Below are 19143 nucleotides of genomic sequence, written 5' to 3'. Positions count from 1 at the left end.
TTTACACAAGTATTTTAAAGTTATGCAACAAAGTCTCCTTTCTTAAATTACATAACTGAGTACATGTTGTTTGGGCTGTATACTCTAAGGGCAGTGTCTACTTATTTGAAGTGAATATCAGCCATTACTTTTAGAGGATAAAATAAGCTGTAACAGAGTGAGGTGAGACAAATCCCCTTCAACAATACGGTATGATCTGACTTGCGCAATTTTCATCCGCCCCACTGACAGGTAGAGTGAACATCACTTATACTATTGAAGCGTCGATTTTAAGCATTGCTCCCAAAGCGTTATCGAGGCCACTGACATACTCCCTCTTAATGAGCGTATCATGCCTACATTCTTTTGTAGGGGTGCGTTAAATAGTGGCAAACAAACCAGGCCAATGTTTTCCATTTGCTCGTGGCAAAGTGAAGGAACAATTGAAATTCCCATTTGTTGTTTAATTAACTGTCCGATTGTGCCCAACTGTCCAGTCTCCGCTACTATGTTCAAGGCCCCATGATCTATCGCTATTTCATCAATCCATTTGCGCAACGATGAGCCTCGATTCATCGCGATGAAATCTGACTGACAAACGTTTTTCCATTCGACACCACTTTTGAAATGAGCCAAAGGGTGATGTGAATGAACAACTACGATAAACGAATCATTAAACAACGGCTGGAAGCACAGCCCATCACAAATTTCGGGTTCAAAAGTAAAACCAAGTTCTACTTTCCCTGCAACTACCATCTCAATAACGTTTTCCATTACGACGTCCAAAACCCGAATACGAACATTAGGCTGTTTATTATGAAATTGCTTAAGGATGTCAGGTAACCGGGAAGCAGCGAAAGAAGGCATTGCAGCAATGGATAGTGTTCCCTTTTTCATTGCAAATAAATTGCGCATATCGAGAACCGTGTCATCCCATTCGTTAATCAGGCGTCTAGCATTAGGTAGGAGTGTCCGCCCCTCTGGCGTGAGTTGTACCCTTCTGGTGCTTCTGGAAAATAAAGCGCCACCAAGCTGTGACTCCATTTTTTTTATCGCTATGGAAAGCGCAGGCTGGGTAATGTGCAGCTTGTCGGCGGCCTCTGCGAACGTGGATGAGTCTGCGACTTGTATAAACGCGTACATGTTACGGTAAGATATTGACATAAAGATTCATTAATTTTTTTTATCAATACAGAGATTAAATTAATTTTACAATTTATTTTTACTCGCTGATACTTCTCGTTAACAAAAAAATAATTAGGAGAGCAGAATGTCTGGTTTTGACAAAGTAGTCACCAGCTACGAACAAGCCATGCAGGGCCTTGAAGATAACATGACCGTTATAGCCGGTGGTTTCGGATTATGCGGTATTCCTGAAGGACTGATTGCACAAATAAAAAAGCAAGGCGCTAAGGGCTTAACCATTGTATCCAATAACTGTGGTGTAGATGGTTTTGGGCTGGGCATCTTGTTAGAAGATAAACAAATAAAAAAAATGGTGTCTTCTTACGTAGGTGAAAATGCGTTATTTGAAAAGCAATTACTCAACGGAGAATTAGAAGTTGAATTAACGCCACAAGGCACCTTAGCGGAAAAAATGCGTGCAGGGGGTGCAGGTATACCCGCTTTTTATACCGCAACAGGTTATGGCACGCCCGTCGGTGAAGGAAAAGAAGTTAAAGAGTTCAATGGGCGCCCCTATATACTAGAAGAATCCATCACCGGTGATTTCGCTATAGTGAAAGCGTGGAAAGCAGACCGTTTTGGTAACTGTATTTATCGTCACACCGCACAGAACTTCAATCCCTTGGCCGCCACTGCTGGAAAAATCACTGTGGTAGAGGTAGAAGAAATTGTAGAGCCTGGAGAGTTGGAACCAGCTCATATTCATACACCCGGTATTTACGTAGATCGCGTGATTAAAGGAACGTTTGAAAAACGTATCGAGCGCAAAGTATTGGCAAAGGAGGAACGTTAAGATGGCGTTAACCAGAGATCAAATTGCGATGCGTGTAGCGCATGAATTTCAGGATGGGAATTATGTTAATTTAGGGATTGGCATCCCTACCCTCGCAGCTAACTATGTACCAGACGGTATCGAAGTCATGTTGCAATCCGAAAATGGTCTATTGGGAATGGGTCGCTATCCCACTGAAGCCGAAGTTGATGCCGATATGATTAATGCAGGAAAAGAGACCGTAACCGCTATCACCGGTGGTTCTATCTTTAACTCTGCCGAAAGCTTCGCCATGATTCGAGGTGGGCACGTCGATTTCACGGTATTAGGCGCTTTTGAAGTCGACGTGAATGGAAACATTGCCTCGTGGATGATCCCCGGTAAATTGGTCAAAGGCATGGGGGGAGCGATGGACTTAGTTGCGGGTGCCAAGAATATCATTGTCACTATGACCCATGCTGATAAACATGGTAATTCTAAATTACTTCAGGAATGCACTTTACCCTTAACAGGTGTCAACTGTATTACTAGAATTATCACCGACTTAGCAGTATTGGAAGTTGCTGATGGTGCATTTTATTTAAAAGAGCGTGCCCCAGGGGTATCTGTTGAAGAAATTCAGGAGAAAACAGCGGGTAAATTGGTTGTTGAAGGTGATATTCCAGAAATGCAGTTTTAACGCATAAGTGTTGGCGGACTACCATAGTCCGCTTTCTTAGTGCGCTGCGCTTTATATTGCTGCTACAATAACGGATAATACGTGATTTTAAACAGCTGAGCTTTCACCTTGCAAATATCTGACCTCCCCGTCCATCATAAAATCGTTTCTCGTTTACAGGAAAAAGGCTTTCAAGAACTGACCGAAATACAGCAAAAAACGATTTTGCCTGCATTAAAGGGCCAAGATATTATTGCTTCCTCAAAAACAGGCTCGGGCAAAACACTGGCTTTTTTAGTCCCGACTGTTCACCGTCTATTAAGCGAAAAAGCCTTAAGCAGACAGGACCCTCGGGTGCTTATTTTAGCTCCCACCCGCGAGCTGGCTAAACAGGTGTTTGGTGAAGTCAAGTCACTTACGTCGTCCCTAGCCCTGAAAAGTGTATTGGTACTAGGCGGTGAGAATTTTAACGACCAAGCTAAACAATTGCGCAAAAACCCGCATATTATTGTAGGTACGGCAGGCCGTATAGCAGATCATTTACGCGACAAAGCGTTTTTCCTCAATGGTCTTGAATTACTCATCCTGGACGAAGCAGACCGTATGTTGGATCTGGGCTTTTCCGACGCGTTAATCCAGATTAACGAGCAAGCAGATCATCGCAAACGACAAACATTAATGTTTTCAGCCACCGCAGATACCGTGGCGATGACCTCTTTGAGTAAACAACTGCTTAAAGCGCCTGTACGAATAGCTGTGGGAGATGCTGGCGCAGAGCATGGAGACATTGAACAACGATTGTTCTTCGCCGATCACGTCGAACATAAAGATACGCTACTCCAGCTGTGTCTTGATAATAGTAATTTCAATCAAGCCATAATTTTTACGGCTACCCGGGAAGACACCACTCGCCTCACGACTTTATTAAATCAAAAACAACGTCACGCCGTTTCACTTAGTGGTGACTTAATACAAAGTAAACGCGCTAACATTATGTCAGAGTTTACCCGTGGCAAACATAGCATCCTAGTAACAACTGATGTGGCATCAAGGGGATTAGATTTACCCAAGGTAGGGCTGGTAATCAACTTTGATTTACCTAAACATGCTGATGAGTATATTCATCGAATAGGTAGAACGGGTCGCGCTGGCAATAAAGGCCAGGCGTTCTCGTTAGTAGGGCCAAGAGACTGGTCAAGTTATCTGGCTATTAAACAAAATATCACTTACCCGCTTGACTGCTCGGTGCACCCTGAGTCACCTGCATCGTTTTCGGGAAAAAAAGCACCTAAGCGAAAAGAGCGAACAGACAAAGAAAATCTATCAAAAGCACCAAAAGAGACAGCATCGCCTAAACCGGCTAAGCGTGTCAAAACCATGCTGGGGGAAGATGCTGGTGATATGCCAATAAAACGTAAACGGATTGAGCGCAACCCTGAAGAGTAACTATTGTCTCCCCGAATTAAATCAAACAGTCTAATCGTTAGACTAAACTTTGCAATGTTGAGAAATCTTTAACTATAAATAAGGGATTAATTTAAATGGAGCAGTCTGAATTGCTTTTTAGTTTCAGTAGTATTTCTATTGCTGTCGTACTTTTTATTGCCATTATGTCATTTAACGAACTCAGTTTTCGGCTGGGCCGAGTAGTACAGACGAGTACTGATGCTGAGGTAAAAGCGCTCACAGGCTCTGTTCAAGGCAGTATCTTAGGTCTATTAGCTTTACTCCTGGGTTTTACTTTTAGCATGTCCATGCAGCGGTTTGACAATCGCAGCATGGCGTTAATCGACGAAGCGAATGCAATTGGTACTGCGCTATTACGCGTACAACTCCTCCCAGAAGGTTACCAGTCTCAGGCAAAATCTTTATTTAACGAATATATAAAGTTACGCGTTCAGGCAAGTAAAATTCCTTTGGACGAAAGAAAAGTACGCCAGGAGTTCGATGGTAAAGTCGCAAATATTCAAAATCAGCTATGGGAAATAGCGGTTCTTGCGTCAAAAGAAGATCCCCGCCCTGTCACCAGTGGCGCGTTCGCACAGGCGCTTAATGTAGCAATAGACAGTCAGGGAAAACGCAATGCAATATTGCGATCTCATGTCCCCGAGCCTATCCTCTTTTTAATGTTTGTCGTGTTCGTTGCATCGATAGGTATTATGGGGTATTCATCTGGGTTAACAGGAAAGCGTATTACCTTGCCGCTAACCCTAGTGTCATTTTTAATCACGCTTATCGTGTTTATAATTATTGATTTAGACAGGCCTAAAAGAGGGTTAATTACGGTCAATCAGTCAGCTTTGTACGAACTTATTCAGTTTACTCGCGACGAATAGATTTTACTTACTCGCCCTCATGGAGGGTCAAACAGCCGAGTGATTTTTACAATATTATTGGTTACCCATTTTAAATAGTTTGTGCGCTTAAAACGGATAATATTGAAGCGCGCGGTCACCTACTTAACGAAATAAAATAAACTCATCAATTATAGGATTACGTGGATATACATTTCGTCGGACATAAAAAAAGACAGCGTAAGAAATCGCTGCCTTTTTAAATTAGTGATAGGTTAATTAGTATTCCCACCAACCTTCTTGCCACCAGGAAAGAAACTCTTCAAAATCGATATAGCCATCGTTATTACTGTCGATAAGTTTAAAGCCCTCTTCTACGTGGCTGGCTTTAGTTTTAGGTGACAATACCGTTAATAATTCAATAAATTCTGGCAAATCAATTTGACCGTTACCATCTCGGTCAAAAAAGTTGAAATCACTCTGGATCTCGGCAATTTTCTCTTCTGAAAGTTGGGCTTCCACTTATATTCCCTACTTGATTACTTCGATAGAGAAACAGTGTACCGCCCACATGAGCAACTGTCTACGCCTGTTTTTGCTTCGCCTCTAAAGCGCGTTGACGTTGCTCTTGCGCTTTTTGCTGTCGCCGTGTTTCCATCACGTCCCGTGCTTCGGTTCCCACGTGTTCTTCATTACGGGCACGTGCAAGATTGACTTGTTTCTCACGTTCTCTGAAACGCGCTAGCTGTTCCTCAGAATGTGTTCCATAACAATGTGGGCAACTTACCCCTGCTTCATATTTTTCGCTCTGTCGATCGGCTTGTGTAATAGGTAATCGGCATGCATAGCATTGATCATAGTCGCTTTTTTCAAGTTGATGATTTACTGCAACGCGGTTATCGAAAACAAAACAATCACCTTCCCAAAGCGATTCTTCCTGGGGTACATCTTCTAAATATTGCAGAATACCACCTTCTAAGTGATAAACTTCTTCAAACCCCTGTTCTTTCAGGTAGGCAGTGGATTTTTCGCATCGAATTCCCCCCGTACAAAACATCGCCACTTTTTTATTTTTTACCGGGTCAAGATTACTCTTAACGTAATCAGGGAACTCTCGAAATGTACCGGTATTGGGGTTGATGGCATTTTTGAACGTACCAATTTCAATTTCATAATCGTTTCGGGTATCAATGACAGTCACTTCAGGATCGCTGATTAAATCATTCCAGTCTGTGGATTTAACGTAAGTTCCTACTGTTCGACGCGGGTCGATACCTTCTACCCCCATAGTAACGATTTCTTTTTTAAGTTTTACTTTGGTGCGATAAAACGGCTGGATCTCGTGGAATGACTCTTTGTAAGAAATAGGATTAATGCGCTCATCGCTATTTAGATAAGCTAATAAGTTATCAACTCCTTCACGGCTACCCGAAACGGTACCGTTGATGCCTTCTGCCGCTAATAGAAGTGTGCCTTTAATGCCATTAGCTTCCATTGCGTTTACGAGGGGTTCACGGAGTTGTTGATAATCATTTAGCGCGACAAACTTATACATCGCGCAAACTACGAATGTGGACATGTACTTCACCTTTGCTTGTTGGAACGTAAAACCAGTGCAAAATGCGGGCGCGAGTATAGCCAAATAGACGTAGGTTATCCAGTTTCGTGCGTTCAGTTTTTAAACTAATTTAGTAATTCCGTAGATCCTTTAACAATATCATCAAGGCGCGTTTCATCCACCTCGATTGCATTGTGAATTTTCTGTGCAAGTAATTGTTGGGTTATATAGCTACAGTTTGACTTTACATCAGGCGGTAGCTTTTTAGCGTTATCAACAATACTGAGGGGATCTGGATGCATCGACTGCCAAAGCAACACGCCTGAGATATCATTTTCATGCATCAGGTTACTGGTCACATTAAGACGATCAACTGACTTCTCGCTGCACGCCTGCGGGGCTCTGCGGTAATGATTTAAAGATGTTACGTCGAATTGCGGAACAACATTTGAATCAGACTGAAAAGTTACATTTGATAAACCAGGCTGGCTGTGCATGGCCAGATACAGCGCAAACAAAGCCTTAGAGTTAACTGATTCAGCTAACTTGCTTTGCCATTCCAAATTGGTTGGTTGAACTGAAGAAACAACGGTATCTACCACTTTTAGTACTGAATCCTGAAATCGCTACCTATTTAAACTATCGGACAAAAATGAAATATCTTAATAAACTTTTATAGCTAGCGAGCTGGTAAAAGCTAACTTTTACTCTTTATACTTGCCAAGTTGGTTTTAATAACTGATGCTTAGCACGTGAAACTAATTGAAGGTACAAAGTAGCCGATGAATTATAAGGACAAACAAGTACTTATCGTTGAAGATCAACGTCCTTTCCTGCTGTTACTTCGCGGTTTACTGAATTCTATGGGCGCAATTGAAGTCGACACTAAAGGGTCTGCCGAACAAGCTATCTCACTGTGTAAAAAAAGAAAATACGATGTTGTCATAGTCGATTTGCATTTAGGAGCCGATCGTAAAAATGGTTATGAATTCATAGAAGAGCTAAGAATTAGAAAACTGGTTAAGCCGTCGACTATCTTTCTTCTTATTAGTGCAGACAGTGCCCGCCCAGTAGTGTTAGGCTCGCTTGAGCGACGGCCTGACGATTATTTAATCAAACCGTTTTCGCAAGCACAATTAAAAACACGAATATCCAGAGCCTGGAACAAACGCCAGTTTTTACTTCCAGTTTATAGCGCAATGGCCGAAGAAAACTGGGAAAAAGCGATAACCGAATGCAAAAGTAAAATGGCTGCTGCTTCACCTTTTCATCGTTACTGTTTACAGCTTCTTATAGAACTTTACTGGAAAAGTGGTACGCCTGAAAATGCATTTGCCTTGTTATCTAGCCAATCTGAAGAAACATCAGCACTGTGGTCGCTAATCGCCTTGGCGCGAACACATTTGCAAATGAATCAATATCAAAAGGCCATAGATACCGCACAACGCATTTTGCAATCTAACCGTTTTAATGCCGACGCCTACGATATACTTGCTGAGGCTCAAAACAAGCTATCTCAAGGTGAACAGGCGTTATCTTCGATTAAGCAAGCAATCAAATTATCTCCCTATTCTTTACAGCGGCATTTTACTGCGTGTGCTATTGCCAGAGAGAATGAAGACTTCGTACTGGCGCAAGACTCTTCTCTTTCTATCTGGCAACTTTCTAAACGCACTATTCATCAAGATATTGCGCACTGGTGTAGCTACATACGCAGTATCCTTGATGCGGCTGAACACGCAGAAGAAAAAAAAGCGAAAAACAGGTTCCAACAAGAAGCATTGCTTTTTATGCAGCGGGGTAAACATGATGAAGTGTTGCAGCGAATTAAAGGGGAATTCGATTTAGATGTATACGAGCAAGTCGTCCATGCGCGCATGTGCGCGCTTGATGGCAAAATGATGGATGCCAAGCGCAACCTCGCTCAATCTCAGAAAACGATAGAGGAAAAATATGAAGAATACCCACTACCCTTTGTCCCTGATAGCCTTAAGGTAATGTACGATCTCGGGGAATTTGACGATGCTCTGGCGCTTATTGAGTTAATGAAACATCAGGGCGTAGAACTTGATCCCAACGGTCAACACTTAATGGAAACGGAAAAAGCACGTAGTGAAGAAAAACAAAAACTTTATTTACAGTTTAATCGAGAAGGAATTGGACTATACCAAGAAGGAAAATTTGAGCAAGCGAAAGACGCTTTTTACCTGGCGCAACAGTATGCTCCGGTCAATACAGGCGTTGCGCTCAACTTACTACAGTGCATCTTAAAAATACTCGAAAAGAATGAAAAACCAGAACCCTTGTTGGTGAAAGAGTGTCGTAGGGTCTATAAATTAATTGAAGATGTTCCCCTACAAAAACAACACCAGGAAAAGTTTGATGAACTTAAGGACGATCTATTTAACTATATTGATGATTCAGGAAAATCATAAGCTTTGCTTTATTTTGATTTTGCCTTCGTTTTTTTGGCTTCTTTCGGGGTGTAGTAGTCAGCCCCTATGTGAAGAAGTTGTTGAAGTGAATCGACAGCAACAGGAATGTTCGCGTCTGGCGAAAATAATGAACAACCCTAATTATCCACAACAAGCTTTAACAGCAAGAAAACGGTTTATTGAGGAATGCGAAGGCCTTCGGTATCAACGCGATGCTCACGATACAATATGCAAAAAATCAAGCAATTAAACAGCGAAACTTAACCTTCCCAGAATACGTTTGAGTGAAAGTGAAGTAGTACTGTATGCTCTAACGTTTTATGTTCATTAGAAAAGCCGAGCATAAAATATGTACATCGAGCATATGTGCGTAAATTCAAACTCCAACATGGGCTCTACCTTTGCGTCAGCTATTTGATTGCACCACCACGAATTTGCTCGGCCATTATAGGGGTCTTCTTTCCTATTGCAGTCAGGATTGAACCGACTATAACCATGCCACCGCCACTATAAGCTACCCAGCCCAACTCTGGTTGCGTAAACCAATCCGGAGCAACCTTTTCAGCCATTAACGTACTTAAATAAGTAAACAGAGGGGTTAATGCCAGTATTGCACTGACCCTTGATGCATACCATATTCGTAAAGCCTCGGTAAACGCTCCATACGCTACCACAGTATTAAGACAACAAAAGAGCAATGCTACCGCTTGTAATCCATTTAAATGGGTAATAAGGCTAGGGTCGCTAAAGGGAAATAATATCGCAGTACCAACAATATATATCAGTAAGGTTAGTTGCATCGCGCTCATCGAACGCATTAATTTCTTTTGGCATAATGCATAGAAAGCCCAAGTCAGGGCAGCTACAACGACAATCACTATACCAATCGCATTTTCCGATTCGGAAACAAGAATTTGTGGTAAGCGTTCATTAAAGAATAATAGTAACCCCGCTACGAGCAAAGCACTACCAGCAAATTGTACTGTCGTAAATGATTCTTTGTAGAGAAAAATACCCCCAAGCATTAATATAAATGGTGCTAACTGCATTAAAACCTGGACGCTTGATGGACTCAGGTATTTAAGCCCCACGACATTGGCGACGTAATTTATTACAAGCATCACGGTTGCGCCGATAGTCAACCAGATAACTGACTGCCTAAAGCCGAACACCTTAGGAAGGCTATTTTTACGTAAAAGTATTAGCCCTACCGCCACCGCCGCAAATAAAAAGCGATACAAAGTAATGGTTTTGCTATCCATCACATGTAGACAAAGTACCAGGAAAACTGGCAAGACGCCCCACAACAACGCTGTTGTAAGGGCAAGGATAAACCCTTTTACAGGGCGAATTTCATTATCCAACTTTGCATTAGTCCATCAAATCTTCTAAGTCATCGATGATATCTTGAATTTCATTCAATAGCTTTTTCTTTTGTTTGGAACTAAAAGACTGTGCTACCTCTGCGACTAACTGAGCGTAAATTTCGTTATTTTTTTCACGATTAACGTTATAACTTTCATTGCGATAATCGTCAGGACTATTCATTAAATGAACCAAGTCGATGACAAAATTCTCATTGGTTGAACGTGAAACGAATAAACGCCTGGCTGCTTGTTGAATGGAACGCCTGTAAGCAATCCAATCAGCGTGAGTAGAGGTAAACTGGGGGGCATATTGCGCCACTATCGCTTTCTGATTAGGCGATAATTCTCCTATCCGTTCTTCTAAATCGTCAATGAGGCTTTCAGTTCTATCTTCCAATCGTTCATGTTCGGTTCTCTTCAGGTTTTCTGCTAACTCTTCGTCCTCTTCTTTATTATCTTTTTCAAGCGCAGCAAATAATTGAATCAGTTGCTCTTCAGATACTTGATGTGCTAACTGGGCTATTTGAGGTGTTATCTTTTCGCGAATTCTAATCCAGTGTTGACGAGCTTGTTGGAGATTAGCCAGTACAACTTGGTTAGTTAAATTATCGTTCGCAATATCTTGTTTTAATGCTTGCAACTGTTTCACATAAGCGGATAGCTCTTCGTTCCGGTGCCATGTTATCCATGAATCTAAATACGCATCAAATTGCTCTTCCTGAGGTTCGGTCAACTCAATATAGTCATCTAAATGCCAGTAAATCAGCCAATCTAAATTATTGTAGGCCAACTTTGACGAACAGCCTGACAGCACAAATACCAGAACGAAACTAACAATTTTCTTCATAACTATCCTTACCCTGACTCCGAAAACCCTGTATCTACGTATTAACTTGGCAGATGGATATCATTCTGCCATGCTGTGAAAACAGACATAAGTTTACCTGTTTAGTTCATTCAATAACATTTTCAAAAGGTTACTATTTGTGACAAAAAAAATAGCAGTTCTCACGTCAGGAGGTGATGCGCCAGGTATGAACGCTTGTATAAGAGCGATTGTATTGGCATGTGAACGAGCAAACTACGCTATTGTAGGTTACCAGCATGGTTATAACGGTTTACTTAATCAAGAATATTGTTTGCTGAATAATAACCAGGTTCATAACCTTATCCAACGTGGTGGGACTGTACTCCATAGCGCTCGTTGTCATGAATTCAAAACGGATGCTGGTGCAAAAAAAGCATCTGAGAACCTGAATGAACTCGATATCGATACTTTAATTGTAATTGGCGGCGACGGATCTTTCCGAGGTGCCGATCATTTAGGTAAATTTTGGTCGGGCCAAATACTGGGATTACCAGGAACCATCGACAATGATATAAGTGGGACCGATGCCACGATAGGCTTTTACACCGCTATCGACACGGCTGTTAGCTCAATTGATAAGGTACGAGATACTGCGGATGCTTTTGAACGTATATTTTTAGTTGAAGTGATGGGTAGGCATGCCGGGTTTTTAGCACTTCATGCTGCTCTCGCCTCTTCTGCTGACTATGTTATCTTGCCGGAATTATTCGATAATCCTGAGGCTGTGCTCGATCAGATAAGCAGTCAATTAGCTGAGCGTAGAAAACAAAGTGAGCATATTAGCTATATTGTTGTTCTTGCAGAGAAACTATGGCCTGGGGGAATTGATAATTTGGCAAAAGCGCTTACTAAGAAAACACAATCTGAAGTACGGCCCGTCATTCTTGGCCACGTTCAGCGAGGCGGTTCTCCCGTCAGCCAGGATCGTATTCTTGCAACCAAACTGGGTGCTTATGCCGTGAGTTTGGTCACAAAGGATATTACCGGTGTAATGGTAGGTGAGCACAATGGTAAAACGGTCGAGGTACCCTTCACACACACCTGGGATAAGTCAAAACCTCTTGATAAACAACTGGTTATTACAATGAAAACGCTCATGAATGACCGTTACGCGTAACCAAAAAACGAAGTATTTATGTTTTCATTGCTGCTTTAACCTTATCCCGGTGCGAACGGCTGACTTTCAATTCTGTGTCATTCTGTAGTATCAGATGATACTCCCCGCTTATGTGGCTCACCAACTTTTTAACGTAGCGTATATTCGCGATAGCTGAGCGATGTACACGAACAAACGTTTTGGGGTTAAGTTCCTGCTCTAACTCTTTCATTGTTTTGCGCATTATATGCATACCATCCAACGCGTGGACGCACATATAATCGCCTGCGGCGTCAATCCATTGGATATCATTCACCGCCACGCGAGTGACTTCAGAGCCATCTTTTATAGCGAGAATATCTGGATAAGGGTCTGTTTCAATCTTTTCTCCCTTGGCCAGTTTACGTAAAATCTCTTCACAGTCATCGCCTGTTAGCTCCGAAACCAAGTTCACTAATTTTTGAGATTGCGCATCGTGATATTGATTTGCGAAATACTCTCTCACTTTCTTCAGTGATGAAGTAAGTCGCTCGTTATCTGCTGGTTTAAGTAGATAGTCTAAAGCATGTACATCAAACGCTTTGATAGCATAACTGTCATAGGCGGTAACAAAAACTATAACAGGAATGGGCTGTTTAAGTTCTTTAAGCTTTTGAATAACTTGAAAACCATTTAAACCGGGCATTTGTATATCCAAAAATACGAGATCCGGTCTTAATTGGCTAATTTTACTGACAGCATCTACACCGTTTTGACATTCGGCGACCACTTCGATATCGCTATGGCCGTCTAAACGTGCACGCAATCCCCTGCGCGCCAAAGGCTCATCGTCAACAACAATAGTTTTTATGATTTTAGTTTTAGTATTCATACGTCGTTAACCTCATAAGGAATACGAATTCGCACACGTACTCCTTTTGGTTTATTATGCTCAATTGAGAAGGCGAAATTTCGTTGATAAAGTGATTGTAACCGATCGCGAATATTCGCTAACCCTACCCCATTTTCTCGGGTCAACTGACCGTTTTGAATATCGGCACCCGGTCCATTATCGGCAACATCCATCAATAAATCATTACCAAAGCTCCGTGCGGTAATATCTATCCGGCCGCCCTCTTCCATTCGGGATATTGCATGTTTAATGGCGTTTTCGATGATGGGTTGCAGGATCATACTGGGAACTAGGGCCGCTTCACAATTAGACTCAATATCCCAACCAACATCCAGGCGATCATCAAAACGAACCTTTTCTATTTCAAGATATAAGCGCAATGCCTTAATTTCTTGGCCAAGAGGGACACGCTTTATCGGATCATTATCCAAGGAATAGCGTAAAAAGTCGCTCAATCTTGACACCATAGTTTCAGCGGAATCATTTTCCTTTAATAAAATCAGCGTGGAAATGGCATTTAAGGTATTAAACAAAAAGTGTGGATTAAGTTGGTAACGCAGCATTTTTATGTGTGCTTGGTGTGCCATAGTGGTAGCTTTGAGGGCATTTTGCTTTTCTTTTTGCAACATTTGGAAGTTTTTTATACCAAAGTACACGCCGCTCCAGCACCCAATCATTATCAATGAATTAATGGTATTGGTAAAATACATGTACCATTCTTCCGGCCGATAGCCGTGCTTATAGATTTCCCAATAATTGACGTTCTTCACCACGGCCCAAATTAGGGCTATTAAATAGCAAGAAAGGATTACGATCAGAATCATTTGAATGGGAGATTGCTTTCTGGCCCACCTGAAAATATAGCGTAGTGGGATCGTTAGTAACCACCCAGCGTAGGCATTCAGAAGAATAACAAACATCCAGATAGGTCTGACGTCATGTAAGAACGAGCCGATATAGTACACAATAGCAAAGCCAGTCCAGCCTGCACAATGAAGTACCCAGAATAATCGTTCGTTACTATCAAAAAGGCGATGCCAACGGCTCACAAAACTACCGAAAAATATAAACTTATAAAATGATTATAATGAATTTGTGCTTAAAAATCGCGAGCTTGGTCGTAGTACAACGGCGTCTGGTCGCACTTTTTCAGCAAACCAATTCTAATATCCAATGTTCATTCGTTTAAGCCAGTGGGTCCACCACCATGCGGGACCTACTAATAAAAAACGAACATCTTCCAGAAAGGATGGTTTTTTGCCTTCAATTTTGTGACCTACAAATTGCAATATCCACATTATAACGAATAACACTAATGAAAATTGCCACACTGATACGCCATTGTATTCAAGTAAGTTAATTCCGGCTAATGTAGCGATTGATAATAGCGTCATCGCCGCACCAATAGGCCCCGACAACATAAAATAGTAATACAACATTGGGATAATCACTACGTGGGCCCAGTTGATATTAAATTGTTCAAACCATGTCGGTGCAGGTATTGACCACACTAAGCCTACTGTTACAAAAAATATACTGGGTACGGCAATAGCATGAATAGCCACATTTGTTTTGTTCTGATGGCTTTCGTTGTAACGGCTTAATAACCTTTCAATTTGCCGCATGGGCCTCTCCTTCCGCGCACACATTTGTTAAATTGCTGTTAACATAATAGCGTTTAGTCTATCACTGCTCAATAAGAATATGTTTTTCGAGTAATTTATGCACTGTGCTTTGGTTTTCGGCAAACCGTATTCCGTAATAATGGTGCTCTCTGTCGGAATTTTTATTTTTAACTTTGCCCTCGATAGAGATGGGTTTGCCACCAGACTCATATTGCAAGGTGATATTTTCTTCTGGCTCGAAGAGTGGATAATCAGGATGAATCGCTAACGCAACTCGGCATCCCTTACTGGATACATCGACAATTATACCGTGAATTTTCGTATCCCCCTGTGGCTTTGCTGTTTGGATATCTACTGCAATACCCGGCTGAGCGCGCTTCTCTTCTCTGAGCCCAAAAGTTTGTAACGATTTGGGGAACGTGGTGATGAGGATGCCGAAAGGCTTGGTAATTAGTTTAATTACTTTTACCCTAAATGCGATAACGTGCCCTACGCCCCCCTCTAAGACATAACGTACGACAATATTATTACCGGGCGTCAACAAATCTCGAGTAAATTTCCAGCTCGGCGAGTTGGGGACCTGAAAAAGTATGCCGTGGGGCGCGTCCATGCCTATGTATTGGGTTTTTACACGTTTCGGCGATGTGGGCGTGGTAATTTGTATATCAACTGTCGTGCTAGGTTGTAAAGCTCGAAGCCATTGGATATCGTCACTTGTTAAAGCATCGTAGTCACGCTTTCGACCCATAATTTGCCACACTTTTTTATAAAGGGTCTTTTATCTAAGCACAATTTACAACTACTGACAAAGTTGTTCTAGTAATGCATCATTAGGCTACCTTAAATAGTGAGTCTATTTTTATGTCTTCATCGTTACCAGTCGTTCGTTATGACTTAGCCGTAGAATCCATAAGCCAACATCTTTTTTCAGTCGTAATGCAAATCCCAGCGTTCGCCGAAAAAACAGTGGAAGTATCGTTACCGGCATGGATCCCGGGAAGCTATATGATTCGAGATTTTGCTCGTCACATTGTCCAAATTGATGCATACGATCTTGATGAAACACATTTATCTATAACGAAAATAGACAAACAAACATGGCACATCAATAATCCTAATGAAGGTTCCATCACCCTTAAGTACACAGTTTTCGCTTTCGATTTATCGGTACGATCCGCATTTATTAACGATGAATATGCTTTTTGTAACGGCACGAGCGTATTTTTAAATGTGAATCACAAACATAAGTGTAACTATCAATTAGAGGTAGATTTACAAAATTTACCCAAAGAATGGGAGTTACATACGTCAATGCCGCCACTGGTTAAAGGCGACAACGACCATCAGTTTTTCTGTGACAGCTACTTGGAGTTTATAGACCATCCCATTTTTATAGGGAAATGCCGTACTGCTTCGTTTTCTTCAGGAGGTGTTGATTTTACGCTGTTGCTCAGTGGAAATGATCCCATTGATATTGAACGCATTTGTGATGACTTAAAGCCGATTTGTTTACACCATATTAAAATGTTTGCTGATAAGCCGCCTATTTCGACCTATCTTTTTATCACGTTGATAAGTGACAAAGGTTACGGAGGGCTGGAACATCTCAACTCTACAGCACTTCTGTTCCCGCGGTTTGATTTACCTTTATTGGGCGAGAGTAAAACCAAAAGCAACAGTTATATTAATTTTCTAAGCTTATGCAGCCATGAATTTTTTCATACCTGGAATGTAAAACGTATCAAGCCTGAAGTTCTGATAACTCCCAATTTACAGGAAGAGGTCTATACCAACCAGCTGTGGATGTACGAAGGCTTCACCAGCTTTTACGATGAGCTGGCCCTAGCACGTGCGGGCTTGGTTTCGCCGCAAAAGTATCTGGAAATGTTGGGAGAACACCTCACCCGGGTGATGCGCTCCAAAGGACGCACAAAGCAAAGTGTAGCAGAGTCTAGTTTCGACGCGTGGACACGATTTTATAAACAAGACGCCAGCTCTATTAACCACATTGTCAGTTATTACGTTAAAGGTGGCTTAATTGCATTAGGGCTTGACTTGTCGTTACGACAGCAATCAGACAACCAATATTGCCTTGATGACCTAATGAGATTACTGTGGCAACAGTACGGAAAACGCGGCGTCGGTACGATAGATGAGACAGTCGTTCTACTTTGTCAGAAAGAGTTTAATGTCGATGTCAGTGAACTAATCGACACTGTTGTACATGGCACCGAGGATATTCCCTTCGAAAAGTGGCTGCATATTGCGGGGCTTTCGCTTCATCAGCGTTCACCAGCAAATAAAGACGATAAAGGTGGCACACTTAGTGGCACTACTGACAAAAGTATTCGCACCAAAGAGTTGGGCATCGTGGTTAAAAATGCCGAATGTGGGGTCATCGTGCAACAGGTCAGGGAAAACTTGGCGGGATGCCAATCAGGCTTGCAAATCAACGATCGTATAGTTGCGTTAGATGGTTATGAAGTAAACGACGTTTTATTACATCGCTTGGTAGAAACAACGACTAAACAATCTCTACCAACCACTATTATAAGAGACGGTCGGTTACTCACCCTTTCTCTACCTATAGTCGCCGCAGATAAAGATATTTACTACTTTAAGTTAGAAAACGAGATGCAGTTTTCTAACTGGCTAAATGGTTAGTTCTTAGGTGGAACGAGCAGTGCTGGGTCAAGGCGCATTTGCCCTAGGTTAATGCGCCAGTCCAAGTGTGGGCCAGTCGACCTGCCGGTTGAACCTATGGTGCCGATCTGATTTCCCTGTTCAATTAAATCCCCGACCTTGACGTCCATTGTGTGTAGGTGCAAAAAGGTAGAGAAAACGCCCATTCCATGGTCAAGGATAATGGTATTGCCTGAATAATAGAGGTCGTCTGCAAGTACTACATATCCTTGCGCTGGCGCAACCACAGGGCTACCTTCAGGACTACCCACGTCAACACCATAATGTGGCCACTTTGGTTCGCCATTTAATATACGTTGACTTCCGTAAACCCCTGTTATTGGTCCATCGGCTGGCCAAATAAAGCGAGTAAAAACCGCGTCATAATCACGCTCTTCAGCGCGGGCTCTCGACACTTTCGCGCGGTCATTTTGAATTCTCTCTGTTACCTCTTTAGGAGGGGTAACCATTTTTGGTTCAAGGCCGTCTATACGTTGAATATCGTATTCTCTAAGGGTAAGTTGCAAGCTCCTTTCATGACTTTCCCCTTTCTTATCGGTCCAACTTAACGTATGGGATTGTGCGGCCTTTCGTGGAAAGCCGATAACAAACTTTCCCTGGGAGTTAACCTCAACGTGGCGTCCATTAAGCCTTACCGTCGAACCGGGTGAAACCTGTCCTCTTATCAAACTGCCTTGAGTTAGTTCACCGTTAAGCACTAACTCCTCATCTTTTGCGCTTACCGGCGCAAAAGAAAACGTTATCATCCATACCAGTATTAGTGGTTTAGTCTGAAACCATCGCACCTTTCCCAACTCCTTCATACGCAATGACCTTAACTTTATTACCGGGTAGTCGCTGTTTTTGTTGTTCGTACATAAATTGAGCCAAACATTCTACGGTGGAATCAGTTGTGATCACTTCACACCTTGATTTTGGCATGATGAGCTCAAAGTAGCCCTGAGACGATTCATATCCGAAACACCAATAGTCAATTTCGTTATCAATCTCGCCAGTTATCTTTCGCTCAGCAAAGTCGATTACATCTTCTTCCGTGGCGATGTAAATATCGGCCCACCGTCTCGCCCAATACTGCTGGCTTGCACTGCACATCAGATCATTTATAAACAAATCGACCCTGGATCGATGGCCATGAGCGATGCGTTGACAATTACCATCATGTTTTTTTAGACCATGGGTGTAATGATAATAAGGTACGTCTATGACTTCGGTGCGTAAATTCAACGTGATATTGTCTACATTATCGGGTAAATGAGTGGCTATAATTTCTTTTAGATAATCACCCACAGATACCTTCGTGACAGCATCACTGTAAATAAACGCATAAGCCTCAGCGGGACAACGTAACATAATCTGGTGTTTATCGGCACTTTGGAAGCGCACCTCCACTTCCGACTCATCGCCACTGTTTATTACGGTAGTTGCTGTGTGTTCAGCGGGAACCAATAACTTATGATCAACATATTCGTCAATCAAACGTTTAAGGTTTTTTTTAACTATGCTGAAATCCTGAACCATACTCTCTTCGTTCAGGTCGCCATCAAGAATGACGTCTACTATCCAGCTTTCACCAACCATACCCCGTTCATGGCACAGGTAGGAAAAATCCATTACGGTAAGGTCATTAACAAATAATTGCATGTTACCCTTATTTAGCTATTTCGCTTTTCACTAGTTACTGTCAAAAGTATCCCTAGTATACGTGTTTTAA

The 19143-nt window shown here is 42.0% G+C and carries 19 protein-coding genes; 7 read left to right on the top strand and 12 right to left on the bottom strand.

Features of this window, described 5'->3' with window-relative positions; translation table 11 throughout:
- Positions 1-252: 252 nt before the first annotated feature.
- On the bottom strand, positions 253-1143 hold the full coding sequence (locus tag OPS28_RS10525) for a LysR family transcriptional regulator (protein WP_265609410.1): 891 nt from the start codon (positions 1141-1143) through the stop codon (positions 253-255).
- Between the two features lie 106 nt (positions 1144-1249).
- On the opposite strand from OPS28_RS10525, the gene OPS28_RS10520 reads away from it, so the two are divergent.
- The 4 genes from OPS28_RS10520 to OPS28_RS10505 all read left to right on the top strand — a co-directional run bounded on the left by OPS28_RS10520 (position 1250) and on the right by OPS28_RS10505 (position 4930).
- Positions 1250-1957: a CoA transferase subunit A gene (locus tag OPS28_RS10520; RefSeq protein ID WP_265609409.1), complete on the top strand. Its 708-nt coding sequence runs from the start codon at positions 1250-1252 to the stop codon at positions 1955-1957.
- A 1-nt stretch (position 1958) separates the two neighbouring features.
- Positions 1959-2615 carry a CoA transferase subunit B gene (locus tag OPS28_RS10515; protein WP_265609408.1) on the top strand — a complete coding sequence of 219 codons (657 nt, stop codon included), beginning with the start codon at positions 1959-1961 and terminating at the stop codon, positions 2613-2615.
- A 108-nt stretch (positions 2616-2723) separates the two neighbouring features.
- The gene (locus OPS28_RS10510; protein ID WP_265609407.1) at positions 2724-4040 is read left to right on the top strand and encodes a DEAD/DEAH box helicase; all 1317 of its coding nucleotides are present in this window, start codon (positions 2724-2726) and stop codon (positions 4038-4040) included.
- A 95-nt stretch (positions 4041-4135) separates the two neighbouring features.
- Positions 4136-4930: a bestrophin-like domain gene (locus OPS28_RS10505; RefSeq protein WP_265609406.1), complete on the top strand. Its 795-nt coding sequence runs from the start codon at positions 4136-4138 to the stop codon at positions 4928-4930.
- A gap of 237 nt (positions 4931-5167) precedes the next feature.
- On the opposite strand, the gene OPS28_RS10500 is transcribed toward OPS28_RS10505, so the two are convergent.
- The 3 genes from OPS28_RS10500 to OPS28_RS10490 all read right to left on the bottom strand — a co-directional run bounded on the left by OPS28_RS10500 (position 5168) and on the right by OPS28_RS10490 (position 7048).
- The gene (locus tag OPS28_RS10500; protein ID WP_169209044.1) at positions 5168-5410 is read right to left on the bottom strand and encodes an EF-hand domain-containing protein; all 243 of its coding nucleotides are present in this window, start codon (positions 5408-5410) and stop codon (positions 5168-5170) included.
- Positions 5411-5471: 61 nt separating this feature from the next.
- Positions 5472-6467 (bottom strand): oxygen-dependent tRNA uridine(34) hydroxylase TrhO, encoded by a 996-nt coding sequence (gene trhO, locus OPS28_RS10495; RefSeq protein ID WP_265609405.1) that lies wholly within the window; start codon positions 6465-6467, stop codon positions 5472-5474.
- Positions 6468-6571: 104 nt separating this feature from the next.
- Positions 6572-7048 carry a VC2046/SO_2500 family protein gene (locus tag OPS28_RS10490; RefSeq protein WP_265609404.1) on the bottom strand — a complete coding sequence of 159 codons (477 nt, stop codon included), beginning with the start codon at positions 7046-7048 and terminating at the stop codon, positions 6572-6574.
- A gap of 180 nt (positions 7049-7228) precedes the next feature.
- On the opposite strand from OPS28_RS10490, the gene OPS28_RS10485 reads away from it, so the two are divergent.
- Positions 7229-8881 (top strand): response regulator, encoded by a 1653-nt coding sequence (locus tag OPS28_RS10485; protein ID WP_265609403.1) that lies wholly within the window; start codon positions 7229-7231, stop codon positions 8879-8881.
- Positions 8882-9291: 410 nt separating this feature from the next.
- On the opposite strand, the gene OPS28_RS10480 is transcribed toward OPS28_RS10485, so the two are convergent.
- Positions 9292-10245, bottom strand: a complete 954-nt coding sequence (locus tag OPS28_RS10480) for a DMT family transporter (RefSeq protein WP_265609402.1) — start codon at positions 10243-10245, stop codon at positions 9292-9294.
- Positions 10246-10252: 7 nt separating this feature from the next.
- Positions 10253-11095 carry a DUF6279 family lipoprotein gene (locus OPS28_RS10475; protein ID WP_265609401.1) on the bottom strand — a complete coding sequence of 281 codons (843 nt, stop codon included), beginning with the start codon at positions 11093-11095 and terminating at the stop codon, positions 10253-10255.
- Between the two features lie 139 nt (positions 11096-11234).
- On the opposite strand from OPS28_RS10475, the gene OPS28_RS10470 reads away from it, so the two are divergent.
- On the top strand, positions 11235-12233 hold the full coding sequence (locus OPS28_RS10470; protein WP_265609400.1) for an ATP-dependent 6-phosphofructokinase: 999 nt from the start codon (positions 11235-11237) through the stop codon (positions 12231-12233).
- Between the two features lie 16 nt (positions 12234-12249).
- Here the strand turns inward: OPS28_RS10470 and OPS28_RS10465 are convergent, their stop codons facing one another.
- From OPS28_RS10465 to OPS28_RS10450, 4 genes are all read right to left on the bottom strand, one after another.
- Entirely contained in the window at positions 12250-13083 is an 834-nt protein-coding gene (locus OPS28_RS10465; RefSeq protein WP_265609399.1) for a LytR/AlgR family response regulator transcription factor, read from the bottom strand.
- Complete coding sequence (locus OPS28_RS10460; protein ID WP_265609398.1) at positions 13080-14153, bottom strand: sensor histidine kinase; 1074 nt, start codon at positions 14151-14153, stop codon at positions 13080-13082. The genes OPS28_RS10465 and OPS28_RS10460 overlap by 4 nt, the downstream gene beginning before the upstream one ends.
- Positions 14154-14267: 114 nt before the next feature.
- Positions 14268-14729: an Mpo1 family 2-hydroxy fatty acid dioxygenase gene (locus OPS28_RS10455; RefSeq protein ID WP_265609397.1), complete on the bottom strand. Its 462-nt coding sequence runs from the start codon at positions 14727-14729 to the stop codon at positions 14268-14270.
- A gap of 61 nt (positions 14730-14790) precedes the next feature.
- The gene (locus OPS28_RS10450) at positions 14791-15477 is read right to left on the bottom strand and encodes a flagellar brake protein (RefSeq protein WP_265609396.1); all 687 of its coding nucleotides are present in this window, start codon (positions 15475-15477) and stop codon (positions 14791-14793) included.
- Positions 15478-15590: 113 nt separating this feature from the next.
- On the opposite strand from OPS28_RS10450, the gene OPS28_RS10445 reads away from it, so the two are divergent.
- On the top strand, positions 15591-17393 hold the full coding sequence (locus tag OPS28_RS10445; protein ID WP_265609395.1) for a M61 family metallopeptidase: 1803 nt from the start codon (positions 15591-15593) through the stop codon (positions 17391-17393).
- Here OPS28_RS10445 and OPS28_RS10440 read toward each other — a convergent pair.
- Positions 17390-18178 (bottom strand): M23 family metallopeptidase, encoded by a 789-nt coding sequence (locus tag OPS28_RS10440; protein WP_265609644.1) that lies wholly within the window; start codon positions 18176-18178, stop codon positions 17390-17392. The two genes, OPS28_RS10445 and OPS28_RS10440, sit on opposite strands and share 4 nt — an antisense overlap.
- Positions 18179-18197: 19 nt before the next feature.
- Positions 18198-19073, bottom strand: a complete 876-nt coding sequence (locus OPS28_RS10435; RefSeq protein WP_265609394.1) for a 6-carboxytetrahydropterin synthase — start codon at positions 19071-19073, stop codon at positions 18198-18200.
- Between the last annotated feature and the right edge of the window lie 70 nt (positions 19074-19143).

The sequence above is a fragment of the Alteromonas sp. ASW11-130 genome (genome assembly GCF_026183735.1).
Lineage (GTDB): Bacteria > Pseudomonadota > Gammaproteobacteria > Enterobacterales > Alteromonadaceae > Alteromonas.
This window is presented reverse-complemented; position numbering and strand designations above follow the sequence as displayed.

What these genes read in the sequence shown, in the direction of transcription:
- OPS28_RS10445 (WP_265609395.1), top strand. Translation starts at nt 15,591, where the DNA reads ATGTCTTCATCGTTACCAGTCGTTCGTTATGACTTAGCCGTAGAATCC.
- trhO (WP_265609405.1), bottom strand. Translation starts at nt 6,467, where the DNA reads ATGTCCACATTCGTAGTTTGCGCGATGTATAAGTTTGTCGCGCTAAAT.
- OPS28_RS10475 (WP_265609401.1), bottom strand. Translation starts at nt 11,095, where the DNA reads ATGAAGAAAATTGTTAGTTTCGTTCTGGTATTTGTGCTGTCAGGCTGT.
- OPS28_RS10520 (WP_265609409.1), top strand. Translation starts at nt 1,250, where the DNA reads ATGTCTGGTTTTGACAAAGTAGTCACCAGCTACGAACAAGCCATGCAG.
- OPS28_RS10450 (WP_265609396.1), bottom strand. Translation starts at nt 15,477, where the DNA reads ATGGGTCGAAAGCGTGACTACGATGCTTTAACAAGTGACGATATCCAA.
- OPS28_RS10465 (WP_265609399.1), bottom strand. Translation starts at nt 13,083, where the DNA reads ATGAATACTAAAACTAAAATCATAAAAACTATTGTTGTTGACGATGAG.
- OPS28_RS10435 (WP_265609394.1), bottom strand. Translation starts at nt 19,073, where the DNA reads ATGCAATTATTTGTTAATGACCTTACCGTAATGGATTTTTCCTACCTG.
- OPS28_RS10515 (WP_265609408.1), top strand. Translation starts at nt 1,959, where the DNA reads ATGGCGTTAACCAGAGATCAAATTGCGATGCGTGTAGCGCATGAATTT.
- OPS28_RS10440 (WP_265609644.1), bottom strand. Translation starts at nt 18,178, where the DNA reads ATGATAACGTTTTCTTTTGCGCCGGTAAGCGCAAAAGATGAGGAGTTA.
- OPS28_RS10455 (WP_265609397.1), bottom strand. Translation starts at nt 14,729, where the DNA reads ATGCGGCAAATTGAAAGGTTATTAAGCCGTTACAACGAAAGCCATCAG.
- OPS28_RS10525 (WP_265609410.1), bottom strand. Translation starts at nt 1,143, where the DNA reads ATGTCAATATCTTACCGTAACATGTACGCGTTTATACAAGTCGCAGAC.
- OPS28_RS10505 (WP_265609406.1), top strand. Translation starts at nt 4,136, where the DNA reads ATGGAGCAGTCTGAATTGCTTTTTAGTTTCAGTAGTATTTCTATTGCT.
- OPS28_RS10485 (WP_265609403.1), top strand. Translation starts at nt 7,229, where the DNA reads ATGAATTATAAGGACAAACAAGTACTTATCGTTGAAGATCAACGTCCT.